The 26,527-nt window shown below is 70.1% G+C and carries 29 protein-coding genes and 1 pseudogene; 14 read left to right on the top strand and 16 right to left on the bottom strand.

Translation table 11 applies throughout. The features are described 5' to 3' along the window. Nucleotides 1–70 precede the first annotated feature (70 nt). Nucleotides 71–1,138 (top strand): phosphoribosylformylglycinamidine cyclo-ligase, encoded by a 1,068-nt coding sequence (gene purM, locus FV234_RS15495; RefSeq protein WP_147830262.1) that lies wholly within the window; start codon nt 71–73, stop codon nt 1,136–1,138. Then, nucleotides 1,138–1,794 (top strand): phosphoribosylglycinamide formyltransferase, encoded by a 657-nt coding sequence (purN, locus tag FV234_RS15500; protein WP_147830264.1) that lies wholly within the window; start codon nt 1,138–1,140, stop codon nt 1,792–1,794. Before purM ends, purN begins: the two co-directional genes overlap by 1 nt. Before the next feature lie 52 nt (nt 1,795–1,846). On the opposite strand, the gene FV234_RS15505 is transcribed toward purN, so the two are convergent. Together FV234_RS15505 and ndk are read right to left on the bottom strand one after the other, a co-directional pair. Beyond that, complete coding sequence (locus tag FV234_RS15505; RefSeq protein ID WP_147830266.1) at nt 1,847–2,209, bottom strand: hypothetical protein; 363 nt, start codon at nt 2,207–2,209, stop codon at nt 1,847–1,849. A 178-nt stretch (nt 2,210–2,387) separates the two neighbouring features. Then, the gene (ndk, locus tag FV234_RS15510; protein ID WP_147726086.1) at nt 2,388–2,810 is read right to left on the bottom strand and encodes a nucleoside-diphosphate kinase; all 423 of its coding nucleotides are present in this window, start codon (nt 2,808–2,810) and stop codon (nt 2,388–2,390) included. 231 nt (nt 2,811–3,041) lie between these two features. On the opposite strand from ndk, the gene FV234_RS15515 reads away from it, so the two are divergent. Beyond that, nucleotides 3,042–3,548, top strand: a complete 507-nt coding sequence (locus FV234_RS15515; protein ID WP_147830268.1) for a DUF2147 domain-containing protein — start codon at nt 3,042–3,044, stop codon at nt 3,546–3,548. Nucleotides 3,549–3,603: 55 nt separating this feature from the next. On the opposite strand, the gene FV234_RS15520 is transcribed toward FV234_RS15515, so the two are convergent. Further along, nucleotides 3,604–4,239 carry a glutathione S-transferase N-terminal domain-containing protein gene (locus FV234_RS15520; protein WP_147751196.1) on the bottom strand — a complete coding sequence of 212 codons (636 nt, stop codon included), beginning with the start codon at nt 4,237–4,239 and terminating at the stop codon, nt 3,604–3,606. Nucleotides 4,240–4,482: 243 nt separating this feature from the next. Here FV234_RS15520 and FV234_RS15525 point away from each other — a divergent pair, with 243 nt between their 5' ends. From FV234_RS15525 to FV234_RS15545, 5 genes are read left to right on the top strand one after another with little or no spacing between them, the layout of a single operon-like run. After that, nucleotides 4,483–4,782, top strand: coding sequence for a hypothetical protein (locus FV234_RS15525; RefSeq protein ID WP_147762014.1), 300 nt, complete (start codon nt 4,483–4,485; stop codon nt 4,780–4,782). Nucleotides 4,783–4,841: 59 nt separating this feature from the next. Next, nucleotides 4,842–5,282, top strand: coding sequence for a DUF4345 domain-containing protein (locus tag FV234_RS15530; protein ID WP_147830271.1), 441 nt, complete (start codon nt 4,842–4,844; stop codon nt 5,280–5,282). After that, nucleotides 5,279–7,312: an FUSC family protein gene (locus tag FV234_RS15535; protein WP_147830272.1), complete on the top strand. Its 2,034-nt coding sequence runs from the start codon at nt 5,279–5,281 to the stop codon at nt 7,310–7,312. Before FV234_RS15530 ends, FV234_RS15535 begins: the two co-directional genes overlap by 4 nt. Nucleotides 7,313–7,346: 34 nt before the next feature. Next, nucleotides 7,347–7,541 carry a DUF1656 domain-containing protein gene (locus tag FV234_RS15540; RefSeq protein WP_147729829.1) on the top strand — a complete coding sequence of 65 codons (195 nt, stop codon included), beginning with the start codon at nt 7,347–7,349 and terminating at the stop codon, nt 7,539–7,541. After that, nucleotides 7,541–8,614, top strand: a complete 1,074-nt coding sequence (locus FV234_RS15545) for a biotin/lipoyl-binding protein (protein ID WP_147830274.1) — start codon at nt 7,541–7,543, stop codon at nt 8,612–8,614. Before FV234_RS15540 ends, FV234_RS15545 begins: the two co-directional genes overlap by 1 nt. Before the next feature lie 30 nt (nt 8,615–8,644). On the opposite strand, the gene gatB is transcribed toward FV234_RS15545, so the two are convergent. The 5 genes from gatB to FV234_RS15570 all read right to left on the bottom strand — a co-directional run bounded on the left by gatB (nt 8,645) and on the right by FV234_RS15570 (nt 12,622). Beyond that, nucleotides 8,645–10,117 carry an Asp-tRNA(Asn)/Glu-tRNA(Gln) amidotransferase subunit GatB gene (gene gatB / locus FV234_RS15550; RefSeq protein WP_147751191.1) on the bottom strand — a complete coding sequence of 491 codons (1,473 nt, stop codon included), beginning with the start codon at nt 10,115–10,117 and terminating at the stop codon, nt 8,645–8,647. Nucleotides 10,118–10,181: 64 nt separating this feature from the next. After that, nucleotides 10,182–10,484 carry a hypothetical protein gene (locus FV234_RS15555; protein WP_147830276.1) on the bottom strand — a complete coding sequence of 101 codons (303 nt, stop codon included), beginning with the start codon at nt 10,482–10,484 and terminating at the stop codon, nt 10,182–10,184. Beyond that, complete coding sequence (gatA, locus tag FV234_RS15560) at nt 10,481–11,959, bottom strand: Asp-tRNA(Asn)/Glu-tRNA(Gln) amidotransferase subunit GatA (RefSeq protein ID WP_147751190.1); 1,479 nt, start codon at nt 11,957–11,959, stop codon at nt 10,481–10,483. The genes FV234_RS15555 and gatA overlap by 4 nt, the downstream gene beginning before the upstream one ends. Nucleotides 11,960–12,072: 113 nt before the next feature. Next, nucleotides 12,073–12,360 carry an Asp-tRNA(Asn)/Glu-tRNA(Gln) amidotransferase subunit GatC gene (gatC, locus tag FV234_RS15565; protein WP_147830278.1) on the bottom strand — a complete coding sequence of 96 codons (288 nt, stop codon included), beginning with the start codon at nt 12,358–12,360 and terminating at the stop codon, nt 12,073–12,075. 121 nt (nt 12,361–12,481) lie between these two features. Then, nucleotides 12,482–12,622 (bottom strand): hypothetical protein, encoded by a 141-nt coding sequence (locus FV234_RS15570; RefSeq protein ID WP_210250913.1) that lies wholly within the window; start codon nt 12,620–12,622, stop codon nt 12,482–12,484. Between the two features lie 177 nt (nt 12,623–12,799). Here FV234_RS15570 and FV234_RS15575 point away from each other — a divergent pair, with 177 nt between their 5' ends. Continuing rightward, nucleotides 12,800–13,381 (top strand): SMI1/KNR4 family protein, encoded by a 582-nt coding sequence (locus tag FV234_RS15575; RefSeq protein ID WP_147830280.1) that lies wholly within the window; start codon nt 12,800–12,802, stop codon nt 13,379–13,381. A 22-nt stretch (nt 13,382–13,403) separates the two neighbouring features. Continuing rightward, entirely contained in the window at nt 13,404–13,895 is a 492-nt protein-coding gene (ruvX, locus tag FV234_RS15580) for a Holliday junction resolvase RuvX (protein WP_147762023.1), read from the top strand. Nucleotides 13,896–13,900: 5 nt separating this feature from the next. Here ruvX and dprA read toward each other — a convergent pair whose 3' ends face one another. The 6 genes from dprA to FV234_RS15610 are packed head-to-tail and all read right to left on the bottom strand — an operon-like array spanning nt 13,901 to nt 18,593. Further along, entirely contained in the window at nt 13,901–15,079 is a 1,179-nt protein-coding gene (gene dprA, locus FV234_RS15585) for a DNA-processing protein DprA (RefSeq protein WP_147830282.1), read from the bottom strand. Between the two features lie 22 nt (nt 15,080–15,101). After that, nucleotides 15,102–15,734: a glycerol-3-phosphate 1-O-acyltransferase PlsY gene (gene plsY, locus FV234_RS15590; protein WP_147830284.1), complete on the bottom strand. Its 633-nt coding sequence runs from the start codon at nt 15,732–15,734 to the stop codon at nt 15,102–15,104. Further along, the gene (locus tag FV234_RS15595; protein ID WP_147830286.1) at nt 15,731–17,029 is read right to left on the bottom strand and encodes a dihydroorotase; all 1,299 of its coding nucleotides are present in this window, start codon (nt 17,027–17,029) and stop codon (nt 15,731–15,733) included. Before FV234_RS15595 ends, plsY begins: the two co-directional genes overlap by 4 nt. A 10-nt stretch (nt 17,030–17,039) precedes the next feature. Continuing rightward, the gene (locus FV234_RS15600) at nt 17,040–17,426 is read right to left on the bottom strand and encodes a type II toxin-antitoxin system HicB family antitoxin (RefSeq protein ID WP_187273701.1); all 387 of its coding nucleotides are present in this window, start codon (nt 17,424–17,426) and stop codon (nt 17,040–17,042) included. Beyond that, nucleotides 17,423–17,644 (bottom strand): type II toxin-antitoxin system HicA family toxin, encoded by a 222-nt coding sequence (locus tag FV234_RS15605; protein WP_147751181.1) that lies wholly within the window; start codon nt 17,642–17,644, stop codon nt 17,423–17,425. Before FV234_RS15605 ends, FV234_RS15600 begins: the two co-directional genes overlap by 4 nt. A 1-nt stretch (nt 17,645) precedes the next feature. Next, nucleotides 17,646–18,593: an aspartate carbamoyltransferase catalytic subunit gene (locus FV234_RS15610; protein ID WP_147751180.1), complete on the bottom strand. Its 948-nt coding sequence runs from the start codon at nt 18,591–18,593 to the stop codon at nt 17,646–17,648. Between the two features lie 158 nt (nt 18,594–18,751). Between FV234_RS15610 and FV234_RS15615 the strand changes: the two genes are divergently transcribed. The 3 genes from FV234_RS15615 (at nt 18,752) to topA (ending at nt 23,612) form a co-directional block, all read left to right on the top strand. Next, complete coding sequence (locus FV234_RS15615; RefSeq protein WP_238273113.1) at nt 18,752–19,606, top strand: cytochrome b/b6 domain-containing protein; 855 nt, start codon at nt 18,752–18,754, stop codon at nt 19,604–19,606. Continuing rightward, complete coding sequence (locus tag FV234_RS15620) at nt 19,603–20,526, top strand: molybdopterin-binding protein (RefSeq protein WP_147830288.1); 924 nt, start codon at nt 19,603–19,605, stop codon at nt 20,524–20,526. The genes FV234_RS15615 and FV234_RS15620 overlap by 4 nt, the downstream gene beginning before the upstream one ends. A 305-nt stretch (nt 20,527–20,831) precedes the next feature. Then, on the top strand, nt 20,832–23,612 hold the full coding sequence (gene topA / locus FV234_RS15625) for a type I DNA topoisomerase (protein ID WP_147830290.1): 2,781 nt from the start codon (nt 20,832–20,834) through the stop codon (nt 23,610–23,612). A 93-nt stretch (nt 23,613–23,705) separates the two neighbouring features. Here topA and FV234_RS15630 read toward each other — a convergent pair whose 3' ends face one another. Beyond that, nucleotides 23,706–23,891 (bottom strand): hypothetical protein, encoded by a 186-nt coding sequence (locus FV234_RS15630; protein ID WP_147751177.1) that lies wholly within the window; start codon nt 23,889–23,891, stop codon nt 23,706–23,708. Nucleotides 23,892–24,170: 279 nt separating this feature from the next. On the opposite strand from FV234_RS15630, the gene parE reads away from it, so the two are divergent. After that, the gene (gene parE, locus FV234_RS15635; protein WP_147830292.1) at nt 24,171–26,243 is read left to right on the top strand and encodes a DNA topoisomerase IV subunit B; all 2,073 of its coding nucleotides are present in this window, start codon (nt 24,171–24,173) and stop codon (nt 26,241–26,243) included. A gap of 188 nt (nt 26,244–26,431) precedes the next feature. Here parE and FV234_RS26710 read toward each other — a convergent pair. Next, nucleotides 26,432–26,527 (bottom strand): annotated as a pseudogene (locus tag FV234_RS26710) (porin family protein); the annotation flags it as partial.

Genomic DNA, 26,527 nt, shown 5'->3' on the forward strand with positions numbered 1-26,527 from the left:
TGTGAGCCGACGGGTTCGGTCGGCGCGAAACTCGGCTAAAGCATCCGCGGACCACAGGAACGGGACGCCGATGACGGCCGAGACCACGAACGGGCTGACCTACGCGCATGCAGGCGTCGACATCGACGCCGGGAACGCGATGGTCGAGACGATCAAACCGCTGGTGCGCGCGACGCGCCGGCCCGGCGCCGACGCCGAGATCGGCGGGTTCGGCGGCCTGTTCGACCTGAAAGCCGCGGGCTTCAAGGATCCGATCCTGGTCGCCGCCAACGACGGCGTCGGCACCAAGGTGAAGATCGCGATCGAGACCGGCCGGCACGACACGATCGGCATCGACCTCGTGGCGATGTGCGTCAACGACATCATCGTCCAGGGCGCCGAACCGCTGTTCTTCCTCGACTACTACGCCACCGGCAAGCTGGTGCCGGGCGTCGGCGCCGACATCGTCCGCGGCATCGCCGAGGGCTGCCGGCAGGCCGGCTGCGCGCTGATCGGCGGCGAGACGGCGGAGATGCCGGGCCTCTACGACGGCGCCGACTACGACCTCGCCGGCTTCTCGGTCGGCGCGGCCGAGCGCGGCACGCTGCTGCCGAAGCCCGGTATCCGCGCCGGCGACGTGGTGCTCGGCCTCCCCTCCTCCGGGGTGCACTCGAACGGGTTCTCGCTCGTCCGCCGCATCGTCGCGCGCACCGGCCTGGCCTGGGACGCGGCCGCGCCCTTCGCCACCGGCAAGACGCTGGGCGAGGCGTTGCTCGAGCCGACGCGGATCTACGTGAAGCCGCTGCTCGCGGTGCTGAAGGCCACGGACGGGATCAAGGCGCTCGCCCACATCACCGGCGGCGGCTTCCCGGACAACCTGCCCCGCGTGCTGCCCGACGACGTCGGCATCGCGATCGACCTCGACGCGGTGCGCCCGCCGCCGGTCTTCGGCTGGTTGGCGCGCGAGGGCGGCGTCGCCGAGTCGGAGATGCTGCGCACCTTCAACTGCGGCGTCGGCATGGTGCTCGTCGTCGCGGAAGATCGCGCCGAAGCGGTGTCGAAGGCGCTCGGCGAGGCCGGCGAGGCGCCGGTGCGGCTCGGCGCCATCACCGCCCGCGGCGCGGAGCCCGTGACCTTCACCGGCCGCCTCGCGCTCTGATGGCGACGAAGCCGAAGACCCGCGTCGCGATCCTGATCTCGGGCCGCGGCTCGAACATGGTCTCGCTGATCGAGGCGGCGAAGGCGCCGGGCTATCCGGCCGAGATCGTGCTGGTGCTCTCGAACCGGCCGGACGCCGCCGGCCTCGCTCACGCCCGGTCAGTCGGCATCACCGCGCACGCCATCGACCACAGGGCCTTCCCCGACCGGGCGACCTTCGACGCCGCCCTCGATGCGGAGCTGCGCGCTGCCGGGGTCGAGCTGGTGTGCCTAGCGGGCTTCATGCGCGTCTTCTCCGCCGGCTTCGTCGAGGCCTGGGCCGGACGAATGATCAACATCCATCCCTCCCTGCTGCCGCTGTTCAAGGGCACGCACACCCACGCGCAGGCGCTCGCCGCCGGCGTCCGCCTCCACGGCTGCACGGTGCATTACGTGGTGCCGGAACTCGATGCCGGCCCGATCGTGGCGCAGGCGGCGGTGCCGGTGCGCGCCGGCGACGACCCCGACAGCTTGGCCGCGCGGGTGATCGTGCAGGAGCACCGCCTCTACCCCGCGGCGCTCGCCCTGGTGGCAGGCGGCGGGGCGCGGCTGCAGGGCGATCGCGTGGTGATCGAGGACGACGGTGCTGCCGCCGACGCGGCCCTGTTGAGCCTCTGAACCGCTCTTCCCTCCCCGCTTCTGCGAGGGAGGCAGATCGTGCGCTCGGTCGTCAGACCGGCCGCTGCAGCTTGCACGCGTCGAGGGCGTTCAGCGCCTTGGCGCGGGCGGAATCGTTGAAGTAGCCGGTGGCGCGGTAGGCCTCGATCTCGGACTCGTCGAGCGAGCGCATGGTCTGCTTCGCGTAGCAGCCGCAGGGACGCTCCAGCGAGGCTTCCGGCGCGCTGGTGAGGCGGGCCTGCACCACGGCGCAGGCGTGGCGCACGCGGCCTTCGAGGTTCGCCTTCGGCGCCGTGCGCAGCGCCGGATCGGGCTGGTACTGCTCGAACGGCGCGGAGGAGCCGCTGGCGAGGGCGGCGGTCGCGGCGAGCGAGAGCAGGCCGGCGGCGATCAGGGACAGGCGGCGGGTCGTCATGGCAGGTCCGTTGGCGAGATCGGGAAATCCGATGCCGTTGGACTCTTTGGCCGCACGCTTCGTCAATGGCGGTGCGGCCACACCGCCCTCCATTCCGGGCGGTGTGGCATTCGACAGGGTCGAAGGCGTCGCCGGTGTGCTCCGGCGACCACCCTCGGCCGAGATGTCCGCGTGGTCTTCAGCCGACGATGTCGGAATCCTGGAAGAACTGCGCGATCTCCATCTTGGCGTTGTCGGCGCTATCCGAACCGTGGACCGTGTTCTCGCCGACCGACTCCGAGAAGGTCTTGCGGATGGTGCCCTCGGCGGCCTGGGCCGGATTCGTCGCGCCCATCACCTCACGGTACTTCGCCACGGCGTTCTCGCCTTCGAGCACCTGAACGACCACCGGGCCGGAGGTCATGAAGGTCACGAGCTCGCCGAAGAACGGGCGCTCCTTGTGGATCTCGTAGAACTTCTCGGCCTGGGCCTGGCTCATCTGGATGCGGCGCTGGCCGACGATCCGCAGGCCCGCCTTCTCGATGACCGCGTTGACCGCGCCCGTGAGGTTCCGCTTGGTCGCGTCGGGCTTCAGGATGGAGAAGGTGCGCTCGGTGGCCATGGTCAGTCCGTTCGGGAGAAAAGAAAGCCGCCCTGAGGCGGCCGGGAAAATCGCTTTCGCGCCGGGCTTATAGCGGGGGCGCCCACCGCCCTCAACCCGACGCCGAATCAAGCTCGGCCATGGCGTGGCTGCAACACTGCCGAAAATTCGCCTGAATGCGAAGGCTTCAGTGTCGCCACGAACTCCACCCGCCCCGCGCCGTCAGGCGCCAGCCTTCGGAGCTTAAGCCACATGCGTCTCGCCCTCGCCTCCGCCCTCCTCCTCACCGGTCTCGCCTCGGCTCACGCCGACGCGGGCAAGGACCCCTCCGGCACCTGGCTCACGGAGGACGGCCGCGCGAAGATCCGGATCGACCGCTGCGGCGCCGGCCAGGCGCAGGTCTGCGGCAAGGTGGTCTGGCTCAAGGTGGCCACGACGGAGGCCGGCACGCCGCGCACCGACATCAAGAACCCCGATCCGAAGAAGCGCTCGCGGCCGGTGCTCGGCCTGCCGCTGATCGAGGGGCTGCAGCCCGACGAGGCGAAGTTCTCGGGCAGCATCTACAACATCGAGGAAGGCAAGATCTATCAGGTCAGCCTCGAGCGCGAGAACGCCTCGGAGCTGTCCGTCTCCGGCTGCCTGCTCAAGGTGCTGTGCGGCTCGCAGACCTGGACCAAGGTTCCGGACGTGAACCAGCAGGCCGCCAACACCGCGTCAGAGGCGGCGCCGCAGAAGCCGGCCAAGCCCGCCGCGAAATAGGCCGAAGCTGCCTCGCGCGGACCCTGCATCATGGTGGGTGCTCCGCCCGACGACGCTAGATCGCCGCCAACCCGCGCTGCACCGCCGGCCGCGCCAGCACACGGTCGAGCCACGCCTTCACGTTCGGCAGCGTGCCGAGGTCGACGCCCTGCTTTCCGGTGAACTTCGCCCAAGGCACCGTCGCCATGTCGGCGATGGAATAGTCCCCGGCGAGGTACTCGCGGTCCGCGAGCCGCCGGTCGAGCACGCCGTAGAGGCGATTGGTCTCGGCGGTGAACCGTTCGATCGCGTAGGGGATTTTCTCCTTCGCGTAGATCTTGAAATGGTGGGTCTGGCCGAGCATCGGCCCGAAGCCGGCGCATTGCCAGAACAGCCACTCGTCCACCGCGACGCGGGCGCGCTCGTCGGTCGGGTAGAAGCGGCCGGTCTTGCGCCCGAGATATTGCAGGATCGCGCCCGACTCGAAGATCGAGACCGGCTCGCCGCCGGGTCCGTCGTAATCGACGATCGCCGGGATCTTGTTGTTCGGCGAGATTTCAAGGAATGCGGGCGCCATCTGCTCGCCCTTGGCGATGTCGACCGGCACGACGCGGTACGGTAGGCCGCACTCCTCCAGCATGATCGGGATCTTCCAGCCGTTCGGCGTGCTCCACGTGTGGAGGTCGATCGGTTTGCCGGTCACGGCCGCCATCGCTTGCCTTCGCTCTCGCCGGATCGGCCAGCCGACACGACGGGCCTCGGCTGCCGACGGTAGCTACCGCGGAACTCGCCGCGTACTCAAGAGCGCCAGGCCACCACTCACGATTTCGAGAGGCGGGGCCGGCGGCTGTTGGTGCGGAGGCGCACGGCCTTGTTCCCGGGCGCGCTTGCCGCTGTGATGGTGTGAGGTTCGCCGCATCGGGATTCGATGGGCCGCCACGGAGGGTCCGCCGTCATGTTCGCCCGTTTCCTCGCGATCGCCGCCTTCTCTGTCCCGCTGGCCCTGGCCCAGCCGGCCACGGCCAAGGAGGCGCCCGCGGCCAAGCCGACCGAGACCCCGATGGCGGCGCCGGCCACGCCCGCCGCCAAGCCGGGCGCGACGCCGAGCGCCGGGCAGACGGCGGCGCGCCAGCGCCAGAAGACCTGCGGCGCCCAATGGCGTGCGCTGGCCGACGCCGAGAAGGTGTCGCAGGGGCCGAAGTGGCCGCAATACTGGAGCAAGTGCAACAAGCGCCTGAAGGGTGAGAAGGCCTGACGGATCGTCCGCCCGCTCTGCGGGTTGTGCGTCCGGGTGCCCACGCGTAACCGAACGGCATGATGACGGAACGGCAGGCGCTTCAGCGTGTGGTGGCGGTGGCGGCGATCGTGCCGGTCGCCGCCGGATTGTACGGCGTGGTCTTCGGCATCAACGGGATGGAGGGCGGCGTGCCCAACATCTCCGCGGACAGCCATTTCCGCTATCTCTCCGGCCTGCTTACCGGCGTCGGCATCCTGTTCCTCACCTGCGTCCCCGGGATCGAGGACAAGGGACGCCTGTTCCGGTTCCTGACCCTCGTCGTCGTGCTCGGTGGGCTTGCGCGGCTGCTCGGCCTGTGGCTCACGGGCGTCCCGTCGCTGACGATGCTGGCGGCGCTGGGCATGGAGCTCGGCGTCACGCCGTCGCTGTGCCTGTGGCAGGCGCGGATCGCCGGACGGGCGCGCGACGCCGAGGCGGTCCTCGGCACAGCCGCCGCGCCCGGCGCGCGCCTGCGATGAGCGCGGCCGCCACCCGGCGCGCCCCGTGGCTCGACCGCGCGATCGACCGGCTCGACGCGATCGTGCCGAAGCCGGCCGCCTGGGCTTTCGCCTTCCGGATCTGGCTGGCGATGATGCTGGCGCTCTACGCCGCGTTCTGGTTGCAGCTCGACAGCGCGTCGTCCGCCGCCACAGGCGTCGCGATCCTGGCGCAGCCCAAGCGCGGGCAGGCGATCTCGAAGGCGGCCTACCGCTTCCTCGGCACCGTCGTCGGCGGCATCGTGGCGATCGTGTTCATGGCGCTGTTCGCGCAGGACCGCGTGACGCTGCTCGTCGCCTTCTCGGTGTGGATCGGGCTCTGCGTCTTCACCGCCCAGTACCTGCAGGACACCCGCGCCTACGGTGCGATGCTCTCGGGCTATACCGTCGCGATCATCGCGCTTGCGCATATCGATGCGCCGCAGACGACCTTCGACGCGGCGGTCGGGCGGCTTGCGGCGATCACGGTGGCGATCGTCACGATCACCTTCATCAACGATGCTCTCGCCTCTCCCAGCACGTGGCGCACGCTGTTGCCGACCCTGTCGTCGGGCTACGACGGCACCAAGGCCTTCGCCCACGAGGCGTTCACGTCAGGCGATCCCGGGCCCCTACGCACCGCAGCCCTCATCCGCACGATCGCGCCGATGCGCGCCGACGCCAGCGCCATCGCCGGCGAGCTCGACGACGGCCCGTATCGCGCGGCCGGATCCCGCAGCGCGATCGCGGCGCTCTACGTGATGGCGGCAGCGAGCCGCGCCGCCGTCAACGCCGCGGCGGCGCTTCGCCATCCGAGCCCGGCGGTGGAGGAGGCGCTGGGCTTGTGCCGCGAGGTTTCCGGCGGCGGCGTCGGCGAACCGGAGGCCGCACGCCTCGACCGGATCGACGCGAGGCTGCGCGACCTCGTCGATGAGGCGGTCCGGGACGGGCGCCGCCCCCTCGACGAGCTGGTGGCGCTTCAGCGCTGCCTCGACTTCGTCAACGCCGCGACCTTCGCGGACGACGGAGTGCGCGCGCTCGCCGACGGCCACGTGCCGCTGCGCGACGTGAAGCTCCCGACGCACCGCGACTTCCCCGTGGCCTTGCGCGCGGCGTTGCGGGTGGCGATCGGCTTCGGGCTCACCGCCGCCTTCATGATCCTGTCCGGCCTGCCGCAGACCTCGTTCGCGCTGGTGCAGGTGGCTTCCACCTGCGCGCTGTCGTCCACCGCCCCGGACCCGAAGAAGTTCGCCGTCGGCGTGCTGATCGGCATGCCGCTGGCGTCGCTGTTCGCCGGCATCGTGCTGTTCGCCTTCCTCAACGGGAACCAGGGCTTCCCGCTGCTCGCCATCGCGATGATCGTGCCGGTCTTCGTCGCCTGCTTTCTGTCGCTGAACCAGTCGACCTTCGGCATCGGCTTCATCGCGCTGGTGTTTACGCCGGTGCTGATCGCCCCGGAGAATCCGCAGAGCTACGATCCGCAGACCTACCTGATGAACGTCGCGCTGGTGATCGCGGCGGCGATCATCCTGTTCCTCGCGGTGCGCCTGGTCCTGCCGATCTCGCCCTCGCAGCATCGCGCCTTCGCGCTGGATTCCGCCAAGCGCGCGCTCGCCGAAGCCCTGGCTGGCGAAGGCGGCGACGCGACCACGCGGACCAGCCTGAACGCCGACCGGCTGTTCCAGTTCGCGGGCTACACCTCCGGCAGCCGCGCGGTGCGCCGGATGGCGATGGTCCACGCCTTCGCCCTGTCGCAGCTGGAATCGGCCGCCGCCCGCGCCCACGCACAGATGCGGCTGCTAGACGGGACCGCGGGAATGCGCGATCCCGTGGCGAAGGGCCGGGACGCGCTCGCGCGCGGCGACGCCTGGCGCCTGCAGGACGCGGCCCGCGACCTCCTGCGCGCCGCGCCCGCGGACGACCGCGGCGCGCGCATGACGGTCGCGCGCGCGGCCGCCGATATCGTGGCGGCCGCGCGCGTTATCGAGCGGCATCGGCGCTTCCTCGTGCGGCTCGACATGCCGGGTTTCTGAGGCGAAGGGTTTCGCGAGGGTCTCGAAGGCGACGATGCGTCATGAACTGCAAATCGGCGGGATCCTTGTCTCGCCCTTCGTCGCCTATGCGCTGGGCGCCTTCGCGATCCTGATCGCGCTGCGCTTCGTCTTCGCGCGCATCCGCTTCAGCCGCTACGTCGCCAACCCGCCGCTCGCCGAGGCCGGGATCTACGTCTGCGTCCTCGCCCTCCTGATCGTGTTGCTGTGATGGCCGACGAAGACGACCCCAAGGCCTCGAACGGTGACCGGGCTGGGAGCGACCATGCCGCGGCCCCCCGCGGCGATCCGCCGGCTCTGGCCGACGACCGTCCCGCCCGTGCGCGCGGCGGCCGCATCGGCAAGGTGTTTCGCCTGGCCGCCACCGGCGTGATCCTGGTGCTGGCGTTCCTCGCCGCGACCGTGGTGTGGTCGTACTACGTCACCGCGCCGTGGACGCGCGACGGCCGGGTGCGCGTCCAGGTGGCGAGCATCGCGCCGCAGGTCTCGGGGCAGATCGTCGAGCTGCGGGTGGTGGACAACCAGAGCGTGAAGCGCGGCGACGTGCTCTACGTCATCGACCCGTTCGACTTCGAGGTGAACGTCGCTTCCGGCGAAGCCGAGGTGAAGAACCGCGAGGCCGACCTCTCGGTGAAGAACGCCCAGTCGGCCCGGCGCCAGGCGCTGACCACGGTCTCGACCTCCGTCGAGGAGAAGCAGCAATATGCCGGCACGGCCAAGATCGCCGAGGCGGCCCTGGAGACCGCGAAGGCGCAGCTCTCGCAGGCCAAGACCAACCTCGGGCGCACGCAGGTGAAATCGACGGTGAACGGCCGGGTCACGAACCTGCTGCTGCGCGCCGGCGACTACGCCACCACCGGCACCTCGAACATCTCGGTCATCGACACGGATTCGTTCTGGGTCGACGGCTATTTCGAGGAGACCAAGATGGCGAACATCCATGTCGGCGACCCGGCCGAGATGGCGCTGATGGGATATTCGAACCACCTGCGCGGCACGGTCGAGAGCATCACGCAGGGCATCTCCACCGCGAACGCCGCGGCGAGCACGCAGGGGCTGCCGAACGTCGACCCGGTCTACACCTGGGTGCGGCTCGCGCAGCGGGTGCCGGTGCGCATCCGCATCGCGCACGTGCCGCCGGGGGTGCCGCTGGTGGCCGGCATGACCGCGACCGTGGTGGTGGGCGAAGGCGGCGCACCGCCGCCGGCCTGGTTCATGGACCTGCGCCGTCGCCTCGCTGGCGATCCGCCGGCCACGCGGGAGGCCGACGCCGACCGCCGGTGACAAGGCGGACCGGCTCTGGGCGCAGGCGGCTCAGTCGATCCCGAGCTTGCTCTTCAGCAGGGCGTTGACGGCGGCCGGGTTGGCCTTGCCGCCGGTGGCCTTCATGGTCTGGCCGACGAACCAGCCGAGCAGCGTCGGCTTCTCCTTCGCCTGCTGGACCTTGTCGGGGTTCTTGGCGACGATGTCGTCGATCGCCGCCTCGATCGCGCCGGTGTCGGTGACCTGCTTCATCCCGCGCGCCTCGACGACCGCACGCGGGTCGCCGCCCTCGGTCCAGACGATCTCGAACAGGTCCTTGGCGATCTTGCCGGAGATGACGCCCTCGCCGATCAGGTCGATGATCTGGCCGAGCTGGTCGGCGGAGACCGGCGTCGCCTCGATGCCGAGGCCTTCCTTGTTGAGGCGCCCGAACAGCTCGTTGATCACCCAGTTCGCGGCCGCCTTGCCGTCGCGCTTGGCGGCCACCGCCTCGTAGTAGTCGGCAGACGCCCGTTCGGCGACGAGCACGTTGGCGTCGTAAGGCGAGAGCCCGAAATCGGCGATGAGCCTCGCCTTCTTGGCATCCGGCAGCTCGGGGAGCCCTTCGGCGAGGGCGTCGACGTAGGCCTGGTCGAACTCGAGCGGGAGCAGGTCCGGGTCGGGGAAATAGCGGTAGTCGTGCGCCTCCTCCTTCGAGCGCATCGACCGGGTCTCGCCCTTGGACGGGTCGTACAGGCGCGTCTCCTGCGCGATCGTGCCGCCGTCCTCGATGATCGCGATCTGACGCCGCGCCTCCGATTCGATCGCCTGGCCGATGAAGCGGATCGAGTTGACGTTCTTGATCTCGCAGCGGGTGCCGAGCGGCTGGCCGGGCAGCCGCACCGAAACGTTCACGTCGGCGCGGAGCGAACCCTTCTCCATGTCGCCGTCGCAGGTGCCGAGGTAGCGCAGGATCGTGCGCAGCTTGGTCACGTAGGCGCGCGCCTCCTCGGAGGAGCGCAGGTCCGGCCGCGAGACAATCTCCATCAGCGCGACCCCGGAGCGGTTGAGGTCGACGAAGCTCTGGGTCGGGTTCTGGTCGTGCAGCGACTTGCCGGCATCCTGCTCCAGATGCAGCCGCTCGATCCCGACGGTGATCGACTCGCCGTCGAGCAGGTCGACCACGACCTCGCCCTCGCCGACGATCGGGTCCTTGTACTGCGAGATCTGATAGCCCTGCGGCAGGTCCGGGTAGAAGTAGTTCTTCCGGTCGAACACCGAGCGGTGGTTGATCTGCGCCTTCAGGCCGAGGCCGGTGCGCACGGCCTGCGCCACGCATTCCTCGTTGATCACCGGGAGCATGCCCGGCATCGCCGCGTCGACCAGCGAGACGTGGTCGTTCGGCTCGGCCCCGAACTCGGTGGAGGCGCCGGAGAACAGCTTCGAGCGGCTGGTGACCTGGGCGTGGATCTCCATGCCGATCACGACCTCCCAGTCGTGCTCGGCGCCCTTGATGAGCTTCTTCGGGTTCACGGGAGCCGTCATGCTCGGACTTTCATGCAACGAAGCGCCGGAGCGCCGCGGAGTGTCGTGGCGGTGCGCAGGCCGGTCAAGGCGCGTGCGGCCGCAGGATCTTTCGGGCGGTGAAGCCCAGGATCGACCACAGGATGGCCGCGCCGACCCGTACCGGGAAGAAGGTCGGCCCGTCGTGGCTCACGGGCGCCGGCCAGGGAATGCCGATCGCGGTGACCGCCCAGGAGAACAGCACCGCCGCCACGAACCCCGCGATCACCGCGACGAAGAGTTTGCCGAACTGGTCCGCCGACCAGCCGAGATAGAGGCAGACCGCGATCAGGACCGGATCGAAACCGGCCCAGATCCAGACCGTCCAGGGATAATACGGGACCGTCACCACCAGGCCTTCGGCAGCACCGTGCGCCCGGCCGCGCGCTCGATGACCTCGGCGGTGGCGAACAGGGTCTCCTCGTCGAACGGCCGCCCGATGAGCTGCAGACCGAGCGGCAGGCCCTGGCCGTCGAGACCGGCCGGCACCGCGATGCCGGGAAGCCCGGCCATGTTCACGGTCACGGTGAACACGTCGTTGAGGTACATCTCGACCGGGTCGGCGGAGGCCTTCTCGCCGACGCCGAAGGCGGAGGACGGCGTCGCCGGCGTCAGGATGGCGTCGACGCCCGCCGCATAGGCCTCCTCGAAGTCGCGCTTGATCAGCGTGCGGATCTTCTGAGCGCGGACGTAGTAGGCGTCGTAGTAGCCGGCCGACAGCACGTAGGTGCCGATCATGATCCGGCGCTTCACCTCGCGGCCGAAGCCGGCCGCGCGGGTGTTCTCGTACATGGCGGCGATGTCACGTCCCGGCACGCGAAGGCCGTAGCGGACGCCGTCGTAGCGGGCGAGGTTCGAGGAAGCCTCGGCCGGCGCGACGATGTAGTAGGCCGGCAGCGCGAGCTTGGTGTGCGGCAGCGAGATCTCGCGGATCGTCGCGCCCGCGTCCTTCAGCCAGGCGGCGCCGTCGTCCCAGAGCTTCTGGATCTCGGCGGGCATGCCCTCGACCCGGTACTCCTTCGGGATGCCGATGGTGAGGCCCTTCACGCCGCGCGAGACCGCGGCCTCGAAATCCGGCACGGGGAGGTCGACACAGGTGGTGTCGCGGGCATCAGGCCCTGCCATCGAGCCGAGCAGGATCGCGCAGTCGCGCACCGTGCGGGCGATCGGCCCGGCCTGGTCGAGGGAGGAGGCGAAGGCCACCGTACCCCAGCGCGAGACGCGGCCGTAGGTCGGCTTGATCCCGACCGTGCCGGTGAAGGCGGCCGGCTGCCGGATCGAGCCGCCGGTGTCGGTGGCGGTGGCGCCCAGGCACAGATGCGCCGCGACCGCCGCGGCCGAGCCGCCCGACGAGCCGCCGGGGACGATCTTCACGTCGGACCCGGTACGCCGCCACGGCGAGATCACTCCACCGTAGGCGCTGGTCTCGTTCGAGGAGCCCATGGCGAACTCGTCGAGGTTCAGCTTGCCCAGCATCACCGCGCCGTCGCGCCAGAGGTTAGCGGAGACGGCGGATTCGTAATGCGGTTCGAAATTCTCCAGGATCTTGGAGCCCGCCGTCGTGGTCACGCCTTCGGTGCAGAACAGGTCCTTGATGCCGAGCGGCAGGCCTTCGAGCGGCCCGGCCTCGCCCTTGGCGATCTTCGCGTCGGACGCCTCGGCCATCTTGAGGGCGCGGTCGGGCGTCTCCAGCAGGTAGGCGTTGAGCACGCGCGCCTTCTCCAGGGCGTCGATGTGCGCCTGCGCGATCTCGCGGGCGGAGAAGGTCTTGGCCCTCAGGCCGTCGCGCGCCTCGGCGAGGCTGAGTTCGTTGAGTTCCGTCACGCTGTTCGTCCTCGGCCGTTCGGCCGCGATGCGGGTCAGGGGCGTTCCGGCCGGCGGAGCCGGCGGACGCGGCAGATGTCGTTCACGGGCCGGCGTTTCGCGGCCCGGCCGGCCTACTCGACGACCTTGGGAACGAGGAAGTAGTGGTCCTCGGTCTCCGGCGCGTTGGCGACCACGTCGACCGCGCGACCGCCGTCGGTGACGACGTCCTTGCGCTTCTTCATCGCCATCGGCGTCACCGAGGTCATCGCCTCGACGCCGGTCACGTCGACCGCGCTCAGCTGCTCGACGAAGGCGAGGATGGCGTTCAGCTCGCCCTGCAGCGGCGCGACCTCGTCGTCGGCCACCGCGATGCGGGCCAGATGCGCGATGCGCCGGACTGTCTTCTCGTCGACCGACATGCTGCCTGTTCGTCTTGCGCGTTCGTCTCGGAAGGTCGGGCGCCGGCAGCGGCGATTGCCGGCCCTTCCACGGTCCAGGCGCTATAGCACCGGGCTTCGCGGCGCCGCAACGCGCCGGCGATCAGGTGACGATATGGTTCGGGATCCCCGTGGTCTCGATGAGGATGCCGCTTGGGCGGATGGGGCGGAACTCCGCGAGGGCGAAGCCCAGCACCAGCACCTCGAAGGCGATCAGCAGCATCAGCTTGTGCTTGCGCGGCATGGCACGCCGGGCGGGCGCCTTGACGGGAGCTTGGGGGACGAACGAACCGATAGCCTGCACGATTGCCTCCGCAACGGGGTTAACGAAACCTTAACCATCGTTATGAGGGAAGCGCTGCGTCCTGCGCCAGGGCAAGTTCGGGACGCGGTTAACGCCTGTGGATGGAGCGGGGACGCGATGTGGAACACGGTGTTCGAGCGCCTTCATCCGGGGGCGCGGTCGAGCGAGGCGGAGATCGCGCGGGCGGAGGCCGAACTCGGGTTCGCGCTGCCCGAATCGTATCGCAGCTTCTGCCGCGCGTGCGGCGCCGGGCTCGCGAACGGCCACTTCCGGATCGCGACGCCCCTGCCCTACCCGGCGGCCGACCTGGTGACGCGGGCCGAGATCGTCGCCGACAGCATCAACGCAGCGATCCAGGCGCTTTCCGCCGCCGACACGCCGCACCGCTTCTCGATCGAGGACGGCGACCTGTCGCGGCTGGAGCGCGCCTGCTTCTTCGGCGAGGGCGACGACGGCAGCTTCCTGTTCTGGGACGTGTCGGGCGCGGGCGAGTACCCGATCTGGGTGATGGCCCCCGACCTCGAGACCGTCCGCTTCGGCGGCGACACCCTGGACGCGTTCTTCAAGCGGACGCAGGGGCTGACGATCCTCGACGTGCTCGGCGACGGCACCCCGCCGCTCGTCTCGACCTTCGAGGGCATCGAGGCGGCGGTGCTGGCGCGGGCCGGCGAGCCGGCGCAGGACGGCGCGCCGGTGTGAGCGCTTGGCGGGATGGGACACGATGGACACGGACGCGCTACGCACCTTCGCCGAGGCCTCCCGCGGCGGACCCCGGCTGATCGGCATCGATCTCGGCACCAAGACCATCGGCCTCGCGCTGTCCGACCTCGGACGGCAGATCGCCTCGCCGCTTGAGACGATCAAGCGCGTGAAGTTCACGCCCGACGTGGCGCGGCTGCGGTTCCTGTGCGAGCAGCACGCGGTCGGCGGCCTGGTGATCGGCCTGCCGCTGAACATGGACGGGAGCGAGGGCGTGCGGGTGCAGTCGACGCGCTCGTTCGTGCGCAACCTGAAGCCGCTCCTCGACCTTCCGGTCCTGTTCTACGACGAGCGCCTCTCGACCGCCGTCGTCACCCGCGCGCTGATCGCGGCCGACACCTCTCGGGCCAAGCGCAGCCAACTCGTCGACAAGCTCGCCGCCGCCTACATCCTGCAGGGCTGCCTCGACCGGATGCGCGGGATGGTCGAATCGGAGGACGACGACCTGGATTGAAGGCGTCACCCGACGAGCGACACCATCCCGCTGCCGTGCCGCTCGATCCGCCCGTCGAGCTCGAGTTCGAGCAGCGTCGTCTGCACCACGCGCACCGACAGGCCGGTCGCGCGGGCGATCTCGTCGGTGCCGACCGGCGTCGGGCTCAGCGCGGCGACGATCGTCTCGCGGTCGCCCACCGGCTCTGCCGGCTCCGGCGCCTCGAACGACGGCGCCGGCATTGATGAGGCGCCGTCATCGAGGTCGATCTCGTCCCAGAAATCCGGCTGGTCGGCCAGATCCGGTGGCGGCAAGGCCGGCGCCTGGTCGGGGTCGCCGCCGCGCTCGATCAGCGGCGCGATCGCGGCGAGGACGTGATCCATCTCGGCGACGAGCGTCGCGCCCTGGCGGATGAGGTCGTTGGTGCCCTCCGCCCGCGGATCGAGCGGCGAGCCCGGCACCGCGAACACCTCGCGCCCCTGTTCGAGGGCGAAGCGCGCGGTGATCAGCGAGCCCGACCGGCGCGCCGCCTCGACCACCGCGGTGCCGTAGGCGAGCCCCGAGATGATGCGGTTGCGCCGCGGGAAGTCGCGTCCGCGGGGCACCCAGCCCATCGGCATCTCGGCGACAACCGCGCCGCCGGCCTCCAGCATCGACTCGACGAGGCCGGCGTGGTTGGCCGGATAGATCTTGTCGTGCCCGCCGGCGAGCACCGCGACGGTGCCGGTCGCGGCCGAGGCCTTGTGGGCGCGGGCGTCGATGCCGCGGGCCAGGCCCGAGACCACGACGAGGCCCGCCTCGCCCAAGCCCCGCGCCAACCGTTCGGTGAAGGCCAATCCCGAGGCCGAGGCGTTGCGCGAGCCGACGATCGCCACCGCGGGCCGGGCCAGCGCTTCGGCGGACCCGCGGATCGCGACGAGCGGCGGCGCAGAATCGGCCGCCTGGAGGATCTTCGGGTAACCGGCCTCCCCCATCGCGACGATGCGGGCACCCAGGCGCGCGGCCGCCGCGATCTCGGCCTCGGCCTCGTCGCGCGTCGGCGGCTCGATCCGTCGTCCGCGCCGGGCGGTGAGGTTCGGCAGGGCCGCGAGCGCGGCCGCGGCGCCGCCGAAGCGGTTGATCAGGCCGCGAAAGGTGCGCGGGCCGACCCCTTCGGTGCGGATCAGGCGGAGCCAGTCGACCCGCTGTGCGTCGGTGAGCTGCACGGGCCCTCCCTCGGAAGGGGTCTCAGCCCTTCTGACCGATCCGTCCCTCGGTGCCGTCGACGAGCCGGCGGATGTTGGGCGCGTGCTTCCACCATAGCAGCAGGCCGAGAACGAGGAAGAGCCCCGCGCGGCTCGGATCGCCCAACGCCCACAGGATGATAGGGGTTGCGGCCGAGGCCGCGAGCGCCGCGAGCGACGAGTAGCGCAGGGTGAAGGCGAGGCCGAGCCAGATCGCGGCGAAGGCGAGCAGCGCCAGGGGGCTCAGCGCCAGCAGCACGCCGAGGAAGGTGGCGACACCCTTGCCGCCCTTGAATCCGAGCCAGACCGGGAAGAGATGCCCGAGGAAGGCGCCGAGCCCGGCCGCGAGCGCCGGCCAAGCGCCGGAGCCTTGGCCAACCCCTTGGCCGATCCGCTGCGCGATCAGCACCGCCGCGGTGCCCTTGAGCGCGTCGCCGAGCAGCGTCGCGGCCGCGAGGCCCTTGCGGCCGGTGCGCAGCACGTTGGTCGCGCCGATGTTGCCCGAGCCGATGGCCCGCACGTCGCCGAGGCCGGCCAGCCGCGTGAAGATCAGCCCGAAGGGAATCGAGCCCAGTGCGTAGCCGAGCGCCAGGCAACCGAGGACGACCGGCCAGGCGATGTCCGACGGCGCGGTCATGCCGCCGCCGCGAGGTCGGGTGAGCGGTGGACGATTCGGCCGCCGACGAGCGTCAGCACCGCCGCGCCCTGCATCCTTGCCTCGTCGAAGGGCGAGTTCTTGGAGCGGGACTTCAATGTCCGCTTGTCGAGGACGTAGGGCACGTCGGGATCAATCAGCACGAGGTCGGCCGGGGCGCCGACGGCGAGACGCCCGGCCTCGCGGCCGAGGATCCGAGCCGGGTTCGCCGACAGGGCGGCGAGCAGGCGCGCGAGGGAGACGTCCCCCGCGCGCACGAGGCGAAGCGAGGCGCCGAGCAGGGTCTCGATCCCGAGCGCGCCGTCGGCGGCCTCGGCGAAGGGCAACCGCTTGGTCTCCACGTCCTGCGGGTTGTGGTCGGAGACGACCACGTCGATCACCCCCTCGTTCAGCGCCGCCGCCAGCGCCTGCCGGTCGGCCTCGCCGCGCAGGGGCGGCGAGAGCTTGCAGAAAGTGCGGTAGTGGCCGATGTCGCCCTCGTTCAGGACGAGGTTGTTGACCGAGGCGCCGCAGGTCACCGGCAGCCCGTCCGCCTTGGCCCGACGCACGATCTCGACTGAGTCGGCGCACGAGATCATCGCCGCGTGGTAGCGCGCGCCGGTGAGGCGGACGAGGCGGAGGTCGCGCTCCAGCATCATCGTCTCCGCTTCGCGCGGGATGCCCATCAGTCCGAGGCGCGACGCTAACTCGCCCTCGTTCATCACCCCCTCGCCGACCAGGTCGGGCTCCTCGACGTGCTGCATCAGCAGGGCGCCGAAGTCGCGGGCGTAGGTCATCGCCCGGCGCATCACCTGAGCATGCGTGACGGCTCTCAGCCCGTCGGTGAAGGCGACCGCGCCGGCTTCCTGGAGCAGGCCGAACTCGGTCATCTCCTGTCCGGCGAGTCCCTTGGTGATGGCAGCGGCCGGCAGGACGTTGACGCAGGCGGTGTCGCGGGCGCGCCGCAGCACGAAGTCGACGATCGCCGGCCCGTCGATCACCGGGTTGGTGTCCGGCATGCAGACCAGCGTCGTGACGCCTCCCGCCGCCGCCGCCGCGCTCGCGCTCGCCAGGGTCTCGCGGTGCTCGGCGCCGGGTTCCCCGACGAAGGCACGCATGTCGATCAGGCCCGGCGCCAGCACGTGCCCGCCGCAATCGATCGCCTTCGCGCCCTCCGGGGTGCCGGGCTCGGCGCCCCAGGCGACGTCGGCGATGCGGCCGTCGCGGATCAGGACATGGCCCGGCCCTTCGCGGCCGGAGGCCGGGTCGAGGAGGGCGGCGTTGGTGAGGAGCAGCATCTGGGGGGGATCAAACCGCGATCTGATTGAGGACCATCTCGCGAACGAGATCACGCCGGGAAAGGCCGCGGCGCTCGGCAGCCGAATCGATCGCTCTGATCGCCGTCTCGTCGAGTCCGAGCTCGTCGAAGGGGGGACGGATGACGACGGCGGCGTGGCCGGCGGCAAGTGCCTGCGAGACGTCCACGTCCTGACGGAGGACCTCGATGGTCCGCGCAGGCGGCAGGGTCCGTCCGTCCTCCTCGATCAGCGCCATCCACTGCACAAGCGCCTCGGCCGCCTGGATCACGGTCGCGTCGGCCGTCTCGGCGGCGGCGATGCAGCCGGGCAGGTCGGGGAACCATACGCCCCAGAGGCTGGTCGGGTCCTTCTCGAGAATGCCGACATACGCCGTCACGATTCCTGCCTCCCCTTCGTCCAGCCGGCCGCCCGGGCGATGCTTCGCGCGGTCCCGGCCGGAAGGTCGCCGCGGCCGCGCGGCACCGCGACGGTCCCCGCCCGCTCGGGATGCGCGTAGATGTCGTGCGGTCCCTTGAACGGTCGCGTCATCCAACCCTCCCGTTCCAGGCGCCGCCGAATGGCCTGGATATCAAGGTCGAAGTCGCGCGGAGGCATGTCAAGCGTTCGGCAGGTGCGAGGCCAGCGCTTCCATCACCGCCATCCGCACGGCGACGCCCATCTCGACCTGCTCGCGGATCAGCGATTGCGCGCCGTCGGCGATGTCCGAGGCGATCTCGACGCCGCGGTTCATCGGGCCGGGATGCATCACCAGGGCGTCGGGGGCGGCGAGCGCGAGCTTGTCGGCGTCGAGGCCATAATAGCGGAAGTACTCCTTCACCGACGGCACGAAGGAGCCGTTCATGCGCTCGCGCTGCAGGCGCAGCATCATCACGATGTCGCAGCCGTCGAGGCCCTTACGCATGTCGGTGAACACCTCGACGCCGAAGCGCTCGATGCCAGCGGGCAGGAGCGAGGACGGCGCGATCACGCGGACGCGCGCGCCCATCGCCTGAAGCAGGATCAGGTTCGAGCGGGCGACGCGGCTGTGCAGCACGTCGCCGCAGATCGCGACTCGAAGCCCCTCGATCCGCCCCTTGTTGCGCCGGATGGTCAGCGCGTCGAGCAGCGCCTGGGTCGGGTGCTCGTGGGCGCCGTCGCCGGCGTTCACGACCGAGCAGTCCACCTTGCGGGCGAGCAGGTGCACGGCGCCGGCCGAATGGTGGCGCACCACGATGATGTCGGGGCGCATCGCGTTCAGGGTCGCCGCAGTGTCGATCAGCGTCTCGCCCTTCTTCACCGAGGAAGACGCCACCGACATGTTCATCACGTCGGCGCCGAGGCGCTTACCGGCGAGCTCGAACGAGGATTGCGTCCGCGTCGAGGGCTCGAAGAACAGATTGATCTGGGTGCGGCCCCGCAGCGTCGAGAGCTTCTTCTCGACCTGGCGGGAGATCGCCACCGCGGCATCCGCCCGGTCGAGCAACCCCTCGATGTCGGGGCGCGACAGGCCCTCTATCCCGAGGAGATGCCGGTGGGGATAGTTCGGGTGCGTCGGCTGGCTCATCGGCTCGCGTGATAGGTCGCGGCCGGTGCGACGGCAAGCGCGGGCCGCGATCCGGAGGCTGGCAACTTTCCGCGGCGGTTGTACGTAACCGGCTGGGACCACGCGGCGAATGGGTCGCAGTTCCTCCCATCCTTTTCCTGCAATCAGGCGAACTTCCCTTGGCAGCTTCCCCGGCGATTCCCTCCGGCGCCGCGTCCCCCCGCCGCGAGACGATCTACCGGCATCCGCTGGTGATCCGCCTCGCGCATTGGCTCAACGCCGCCTCCCTGCTGATCCTGCTGATGAGCGGGCTGCAAATCTTCAATGCGCACCCGGCCCTGTACTGGGGCGCGAAGTCGACCTTCGACACCCCGGCGCTCGCGATCACCAGCGACACCGACGCCAAGGGCAACGCCCGCGGCGTCGTCACGGTCGGCGGCTACACCTTCGACACGACCGGCGTGCTCGGCCTCTCCAAGGACCAGGGCCAGATAGCCGACCGGGCGTTCCCTTCGTGGAGCACGATCCCCTCGGGGCAGGACCTCGCCACCGCCCGGCGCTGGCACTTCCTGTTTGCCTGGGCGCTGGTGATCAACGGCGCGATCTACCTGTTCTACGGGCTGGTGTCGGGGCAGCTGCGCCGCCGGGTGATCCCGGACGGCGACCAGGTGCGCGACATCGGCGGCTCGGTGCGCGAGCACCTCACCCTGCACTTCCCCAAGGGCGAGGAGGCCAAGCGCTACAACGTGCTGCAGAAGCTGACCTACCTCGCCGTCATCGCGGGTCTGCTGCCGGCGATGGTGTTGGCCGGCCTTGCGATGTCGCCCGGCATGGACGCCGCCTGGCCCTGGCTCGTCGATGCGTTCGGCGGCCGGCAATCGGCCCGCACGGTCCACTTCATCGTGGCCAACCTCCTGGTGCTGTTCGTGATCGTGCACGTGGTGCTGGTGCTGGTCTCAGGGTTTTGGAACAACATGCGCGGCATGGTCACCGGCTGGTTCGCGATCGAGCAGGATGGAGCGACCCGCCGATGAGCACCCTCGACCGCCGCCGCTTCCTCACCACCGTCGCCGCGCTCGGTGGCACCGCGATGCTCGCCGGCTGCGACCGCTTCGCCGGCTCCGCCTACGGCCCGCGGACCCTGAAGGCCGGGGAGGACGCCAACCTGTTCGTGCAGCGCCTGCTGCTCTCGAACGCCTCGCTCGCCAGGGAATTCCCCGAGTCCGAGATTTCGGCCGTGTTCAAGCCGAACGGGACGATCGACCCGCCGGACAAGGCCTACAAGGCGCTGGCGGCCTCGAACTTCTCCACCTTCAAGCTCGAGGTCGGCGGCCTGGTCGAGCGCCCGCAGAGCTTCAGCCTCGCGGACCTGCGCGGGTTGCCGTCGCGGACGCAGACCACGCGGCACGATTGCGTCGAGGGCTGGAGCTGCATCGGCAAGTGGGCCGGCGTGCCCCTGTCCGAGGTGCTGAACCGCGCCGGGTTGAAGCCGCAGGCGCGCTACGTCGTGTTCCACTGCGCCGACACGCTGGAATATGCCGGCGGCGGGTTGGAGGGCGGCAAGGACGGCACCAAGGACGGGGCCTTCATACAACCAGAGAACCCGAGCGCGGTGCGCCACGTCCAGGTCGCTGCGGCGGGCAACGATGCCGACGCCTGGGGCGGCACGCCGCCCGAGGAGCCGGAGGAGACGCGCACGCCGATCCGCTACTACGAGAGCATCGACCTCACCGACGCCTTCCATCCGCAGACGATCCTCGCCTACGACCTCAACGGAAAGCCGCTCCCGGTCTCGAACGGCGCCCCCTTGCGCCTTCGGATCGAGCGCCAGCTCGGCTACAAGCAGGCCAAGTACGTGATGCGGATCGAGGTGGTCGATTCCCTCGCCAAGATCGGCGACGGCCAGGGCGGCTACTGGGAAGACCGCGGCTACGAGTGGTACGCGGGGATCTGAGGCTCGCGCTTCCGAATCCTGGCGATTTGCCGCGCTCGACCGGGTGTTTGGTCGAGCGCGGGTCCCTTCTCCCATGGGAGGGGGAGTCGCGTAGCGTTTCCGGAGTCCTCACCCTCCGTCGGAGCGCCGCTGCGGCGAGACTGTACTGGCGCGTTCGCGCCACGCCTTGGACAGCCCCCATTTGACAACCCGCGGGGCATGAACCACTTCATGCCCGGCGCAGGTCCGGCCCGGCCGCGGCGCGAAACCCCACAATTGGTGCGTTCCTGCCGCTGCTCGGGCTTTGACGAGAGGCTGTTTCGTCCATGAAAGTCGTCGTCGTCGAGTCGCCGGCCAAAGCCAAGACCATCAACAAGTATCTTGGCCGGGACTATGAAGTCATCGCCTCGTTCGGGCACATCCGGGACCTTCCTGCCAAGGACGGCTCGGTCGACCCGGAGGCCGACTTCAACATGATCTGGGAGCTCGACGCCCGCGGATCGAAGCAGGTGTCCGAGATCGCCCGCGCCGTGAAGGGCGCCGACAAGCTGATCCTGGCGACCGACCCGGATCGCGAGGGCGAGGCGATCTCCTGGCACGTGCTGGAGGCGCTGAATGCCCGCAAGGTGCTGAAGGGCATCCCCGTCGAGCGCGTCACCTTCAACGCGATCACCAAGGCGTCGGTCGAGACGGCGATGCGCCAGCCGCGCCAGATCGACCAGGCGCTGGTCGACGCCTACCTCGCCCGCCGGGCGCTCGACTACCTCGTCGGCTTCAACCTCTCGCCTGTGCTGTGGCGCAAGCTCCCCGGCGCCCGCTCGGCCGGGCGCGTGCAGTCGGTGGCGCTGCGACTCGTCTGCGAGCGCGAGGTCGAGATTGAGCGCTTCAAGCCGCGCGAGTACTGGTCGCTGGTGGCGACGCTCTCGACCGCCGACGGCGGCGTGTTCGAGGCCCGGCTCGTCGGCGCCGACGGGAAGCGGATCCAGCGCCTCGACGTCGGCAACGGCGAGGACGCGGCCGCGTTCAAGCGCGACCTCGAGCTCGCGACCTTCCAGGTGGCGAGCGTGGAGGCCAAGCCCGCCAAGCGCCACCCGCAGCCGCCTTTCACCACGTCGACCCTGCAGCAGGAAGCATCGCGAAAACTCGGGATGGCGCCGGCGCAGACTATGCGCGTCGCGCAGAAACTCTACGAGGGCGTCGACATCGGCGGCGAGACCGTGGGCCTCATCACCTACATGCGGACCGACGGCGTCGACATGGCGCCCGAAGCCATCGCCGACGCGCGCCGCGTGATCGGCCGCGAGTTCGGCGACACGTACGTGCCGGGCGTGCCGCGCAAGTACAGCGTCAAGGCCAAGAACGCGCAGGAGGCCCACGAGGCCGTGCGCCCGACCGAGATGGGCCGGCTGCCGAAGCAGGTCGCGCGCATGCTCGATCCCGAGCAGGCCAAGCTCTACGACCTGATCTGGACGCGCACCGTCGCGAGCCAGATGGAGTCGGCCGAACTGGAGCGCACGACCGTGGACGTGACGGCCAGCGTCGGCCCGCGCAAGATCGACCTGCGCGCCACCGGCCAGGTCGTGAAGTTCGACGGCTTCCTCACCCTCTACCAAGAGGGCAAGGACGACGAGGAGGACGAGGACGGCAAGCGCCTGCCGCCGATGAAGGCCGGCGAGGCGCTGAAGCGCGAGCGCATCGCCTCGACCCAGCATTTCACCGAGCCGCCGCCGCGCTTCTCCGAGGCGAGCCTGGTCAAGCGCATGGAGGAACTCGGCATCGGCCGGCCCTCGACCTACGCCGCCGTGCTTCAGACCCTGCGCGACCGCGAATACGTGAAAATCGAGAAGAAGCGCCTTCAGCCCGAGGACAAGGGCCGGCTGGTGACCGGCTTCTTGGAGAGCTTCTTCAAGCGCTACGTCGAGTACGACTTCACAGCCGACCTCGAAGGCCAGCTCGACCGGGTGTCGAACGCCGAGATCGACTGGCGCGACGTGCTGCGCGACTTCTGGCGCGACTTCTCGGCCGCCGTCGGCGGCACCAAGGAGCTGCGCGTCACCGAGGTGCTGGAAGCGCTGAACACGCTGCTCGGCGACCACATCTTTCCGCAGAAGGCGGACGGCTCGAACCCGCGCACATGCCCGACCTGCGGCTCGGGCCAGCTCTCGCTGAAGCTCGGCAAGTTCGGCTCCTTCGTCGGCTGCTCGAACTATCCCGAGTGCAAGTTCACCCGCCAGCTCTCGGCCGCGGGCGTCGACGGCGAGGGCGACGGGTCTTCGCCGGACGGCAGCCCGCCCGGGACGCGGCTGCTCGGCAACGACCCGGTCTCGGGCCTGCCGGTGACGATCCGCGACGGCCGCTTCGGTCCGTTCGTCCAGCTCGGCGAGGCATCGACAGAGAAGGATGCGGCCAAGCCCAAGCGCTCGTCGCTGCCGAAGGGCGTGACGCCCTCGATGGTCGACCTGGAGAAGGCGCTGCGTCTGCTATCGCTGCCGCGCGAGGTCGCCAAGCACCCTGAGACCGGCGAGCCGATCCTGGCCAACCTCGGCCGCTTCGGGCCCTACGTGCAGCACGGCAAGACCTACGCGAACCTCGGCAAGGACGACGACGTGCTCGAGGTCGGCGCCAACCGGGCGATCGACCTGATCGTCGCCAAGGAACAGGGTGGCGGGCGCGGTCGCCCCTCCTCCGATCCCGGCCGTCCGATCGGCAAGGACGAGGCGACGGGGCGCGAGCTCGTTGTGAAGGCCGGCAAGTACGGCCCCTACGTCACCGACGGCGAGGTCAACGCGACCCTGCCGAAGTCGACGGCCGCCGAGGCGCTGACGCTCGCAGAGGGCATCGACCTGGTCAACGCCAAGCGCGCGGCCGGCGGCGGCAAGCCGAGCCGGGGCCGCAAGGCCGCGCCGGCCCGTGGCGCCAAGACGGCGGCGCGGAAGCCCGCGAAGGCCACCAAGGATGTGGACGCACCTGCCAAATCCGCTGCCAAGCCGGCTGCGAAGAAGCGCACGGCCCCGAAGGCCGCGGCGGCCAAGACGCCCGCATCCAAGACGCCCGCATCCAAGACGACCGTTGCGAAGCCGGCTGCGACGAAGAAGGCGAGCGGCTAGACCGTTCGCCGCCGGCTCGGTGATCCGGTCCAATCACGAAGCATCGTCTTCATGCGAGCCGGTGACCGCTTCGCGTGAAGACGCTCGGACGTCTCAGATCAGATAGCTGATCGTCGCCGCAAGCGCCGTCGCGAAGGTCGCCAGGGCGATGGTGGTCGGGCCGACGAGCGTGAGGCGGGACGCGGACGCACCCTCCTGCTCGCAGCCGAAGGCCTGTCCGGCGGCGCGCTCCAGGCGAGCGAGGGTGAGGGTCCGGGCCTCGATCGAAGCGGTCGTCATCGGTGGCGTTCCCTGCCCTAAGCGCGGCGGAGCTTTTGCGGTATAATGCAGGATGCCCTCCCCAGTTCCGCGCGAAACTGCAACGTGAGGCGATCTTAACCAGAGCTGCGCATCACTCCGATGACGGTTGCATCGCAGCGTTTGGTGGGCGCGCGCCGCACATGCGAAGCTGCGCCACGGAATCGCGGGCGGATCGCCTTTGATGTTTCTGTTTTGTTCCGATATCGTGAGCGGATGAAAGCCCATGCGAGACGTGACCCTAAGCCTGGAGCCCGTCGCGTGAGCGACCCCGCTCGCGACCTGTTCGGACCGGGCGCCAAAGGCGCTGCCAAGGGCGCCGTCGACCTTCCGCCCGCATCCGACCGCCGGCGCAAGCCCGCGGCGCCGATGGCGGCGCTCGACCCGCTCGTCGGTTCTGAGGCCGGCTACACCGCGTCCGACATCGAGGTGCTGGAGGGATTGGAGCCGGTGCGGCGCCGGCCCGGCATGTATATCGGCGGCACCGACGAGCGGGCGCTGCACCACCTCTTCTCCGAGGTGATCGACAACTCGATGGACGAGGCGGTAGCGGGCCATGCCAGCTTCATCGAGGTCGAGCTCGAGGCGTCGGGCGCGCTCGTGGTCACCGACAACGGCCGCGGCATCCCGGTCGACCCGCACCCGAAGTTTCCGGGCAAGTCCGCCCTCGAAGTCATCATGACGACGCTGCATGCGGGCGGGAAGTTCGACTCCAAGGTCTACGAGACCAGCGGCGGCCTGCACGGCGTCGGCATCTCCGTCGTCAACGCGCTGTCCGACGTGCTGGAGGTCGAGGTCGCGCGCAACCAGACCCTTTACCGCCAGAGTTTTTCGCGCGGGCATGCCCAGGGTGGGCTGGAGACGGTCGGGCGGGTGCAGAACCGCCGGGGCACGCGCATCCGCTTCCATCCCGACGCGCAGATCTTCGGCTCGCTGGCATTCGACCCGCGCCGCCTGTTCAAGATGGCGCGCTCGAAAGCCTACCTGTTCGGCGGCGTCGAGATCCGCTGGCGCTGCGCGCCGTCTCTGATCGAGGGCACCGACGTGCCGGCCGAGGCAGTGCACCGCTTCCCCGGCGGCCTGCGCGACTACCTCGCCCGCGACATCGAGGGCAAGGAGCTCGTCACCGACGCGATCTTCTCCGGCAAGATCACCAAACCCGGCTCGCACGGCTCCCTCGAATGGGCCGTCGCCTGGATGGTGCACGACGACGGCGTCTCGGCTTCCTACTGCAACACCATTCCGACGCTGGAGGGCGGCACCCACGAATCGGGCCTGCGCGTCGCGCTTTTGCGGGCCTTGCGCGAGCATGCCGAGCGGGTGAACCAGGCCAAGCGCATGACGGCCGTCACCACCGACGACGTGATGGCCACCTGCGCCTCGATGCTGTCGGTGTTCATCCGCGAGCCCGAGTTCCAGGGCCAGACCAAGGACAAGCTCGCCACCGTCGAGGCGTCGCGCATCGTCGAGACGGCGATCCGCGACGCCTTCGACCATTGGCTCGCCGCCTCGCCGGCCCAGGCCAACAAGGTGCTCGACTGGGTGATCGACCGGGCCGAGGAGCGCCTGCGCCGGCGCCAGGAGAAGGAGGTCGCGCGCAAGACCGCGACGCGCAAGCTGCGGCTCCCCGGCAAGCTCGCCGACTGCTCGGCCGCCGGCACCGCGGGCTCCGAAATCTTCATCGTCGAGGGCGACTCGGCCGGCGGCTCGGCCAAGCAGGCGCGCGACCGGGCCACGCAGGCGATCCTCCCGCTGCGCGGCAAGATCCTGAACGTCGCCTCGGCGAGCCGCGACAAGCTCGGCGCCAACCAGCTGATCGGCGACCTGACCCTGGCGTTAGGGTGCGGCACGGGCGGACAGTACCGCGGGGAGGACCTGCGCTACGACAAGGTGATCATCATGACGGACGCCGACGTCGACGGCGCCCACATCGCTTCGCTGCTGATCACCTTCTTCTACCGACAGATGCCCAAGCTGATCGACAAGGGACACCTCTACCTCGCGATGCCGCCGCTCTACCGGCTGCAGCAGGGCACCAAGACGGCCTATGCCCGCGACGACGCCCACAAGGAGCAGCTGATCAAGTCGGTGTTCAAGGGCGGCAAGGTCGAGATCAGCCGGTTCAAGGGGCTGGGCGAGATGATGCCGGCGCAGCTGAAGGAAACCACGATGGACCCGAAGAAGCGCATCCTGCTGCGCGTCGCGGTTCTCGACGAAGCCCGCGAATCGACGGGCGACGCGGTCGAGCGCCTGATGGGCAACAAGCCCGAGGCGCGCTTCGCCTTCATCTCCGAGCGCGCCGTCTTCGCCGAGAAGACCGACCTCGACATCTGAGGCGACCCCATTGGCGGTGCGACACGAAGCCCGGCCCTGCGGCCGGGCTTTTTCGTGCGTAGCTCAGTGCGAGTAACGGGTCTGCAAAACGCAAGAAGCCCGGCCTTTCGGCCGGGCTTCTCTGTATCGGGTCGAGGATCGGGTTCGGCTGCGGCCCGGGGTGCGGGCCGCGTCCGGTCCCGAAGGTCCTAGTACGAGCCGAACTTGTAGTTCAGGCCGGCGCGCACGACAGCGAACTCGGTGCTGTTGTTGCGGTTCAGGCCGCTCTGCACGACGGTCACGCC

The organism is Methylobacterium sp. WL8 (assembly GCF_008040045.1).
GTDB lineage: Bacteria > Pseudomonadota > Alphaproteobacteria > Rhizobiales > Beijerinckiaceae > Methylobacterium > Methylobacterium cerastii.

Coding starts and splice junctions, on each gene's coding strand:
- purM (WP_147830262.1), top strand. CDS start 71: ATGACGGCCGAGACCACGAACGGGCTGACCTACGCGCATGCAGGCGTC.
- purN (WP_147830264.1), top strand. CDS start 1,138: ATGGCGACGAAGCCGAAGACCCGCGTCGCGATCCTGATCTCGGGCCGC.
- FV234_RS15505 (WP_147830266.1), bottom strand. CDS start 2,209: ATGACGACCCGCCGCCTGTCCCTGATCGCCGCCGGCCTGCTCTCGCTC.
- ndk (WP_147726086.1), bottom strand. CDS start 2,810: ATGGCCACCGAGCGCACCTTCTCCATCCTGAAGCCCGACGCGACCAAG.
- FV234_RS15515 (WP_147830268.1), top strand. CDS start 3,042: ATGCGTCTCGCCCTCGCCTCCGCCCTCCTCCTCACCGGTCTCGCCTCG.
- FV234_RS15520 (WP_147751196.1), bottom strand. CDS start 4,239: ATGGCGGCCGTGACCGGCAAACCGATCGACCTCCACACGTGGAGCACG.
- FV234_RS15525 (WP_147762014.1), top strand. CDS start 4,483: ATGTTCGCCCGTTTCCTCGCGATCGCCGCCTTCTCTGTCCCGCTGGCC.
- FV234_RS15530 (WP_147830271.1), top strand. CDS start 4,842: ATGATGACGGAACGGCAGGCGCTTCAGCGTGTGGTGGCGGTGGCGGCG.
- FV234_RS15535 (WP_147830272.1), top strand. CDS start 5,279: ATGAGCGCGGCCGCCACCCGGCGCGCCCCGTGGCTCGACCGCGCGATC.
- FV234_RS15540 (WP_147729829.1), top strand. CDS start 7,347: ATGCGTCATGAACTGCAAATCGGCGGGATCCTTGTCTCGCCCTTCGTC.
- FV234_RS15545 (WP_147830274.1), top strand. CDS start 7,541: ATGGCCGACGAAGACGACCCCAAGGCCTCGAACGGTGACCGGGCTGGG.
- gatB (WP_147751191.1), bottom strand. CDS start 10,117: ATGACGGCTCCCGTGAACCCGAAGAAGCTCATCAAGGGCGCCGAGCAC.
- gatC (WP_147830278.1), bottom strand. CDS start 12,360: ATGTCGGTCGACGAGAAGACAGTCCGGCGCATCGCGCATCTGGCCCGC.
- FV234_RS15570 (WP_210250913.1), bottom strand. CDS start 12,622: ATGCCGCGCAAGCACAAGCTGATGCTGCTGATCGCCTTCGAGGTGCTG.
- FV234_RS15575 (WP_147830280.1), top strand. CDS start 12,800: ATGTGGAACACGGTGTTCGAGCGCCTTCATCCGGGGGCGCGGTCGAGC.
- ruvX (WP_147762023.1), top strand. CDS start 13,404: ATGGACACGGACGCGCTACGCACCTTCGCCGAGGCCTCCCGCGGCGGA.
- plsY (WP_147830284.1), bottom strand. CDS start 15,734: ATGACCGCGCCGTCGGACATCGCCTGGCCGGTCGTCCTCGGTTGCCTG.
- FV234_RS15595 (WP_147830286.1), bottom strand. CDS start 17,029: ATGCTGCTCCTCACCAACGCCGCCCTCCTCGACCCGGCCTCCGGCCGC.
- FV234_RS15605 (WP_147751181.1), bottom strand. CDS start 17,644: ATGCCTCCGCGCGACTTCGACCTTGATATCCAGGCCATTCGGCGGCGC.
- FV234_RS15610 (WP_147751180.1), bottom strand. CDS start 18,593: ATGAGCCAGCCGACGCACCCGAACTATCCCCACCGGCATCTCCTCGGG.
- FV234_RS15620 (WP_147830288.1), top strand. CDS start 19,603: ATGAGCACCCTCGACCGCCGCCGCTTCCTCACCACCGTCGCCGCGCTC.
- topA (WP_147830290.1), top strand. CDS start 20,832: ATGAAAGTCGTCGTCGTCGAGTCGCCGGCCAAAGCCAAGACCATCAAC.
- FV234_RS15630 (WP_147751177.1), bottom strand. CDS start 23,891: ATGACGACCGCTTCGATCGAGGCCCGGACCCTCACCCTCGCTCGCCTG.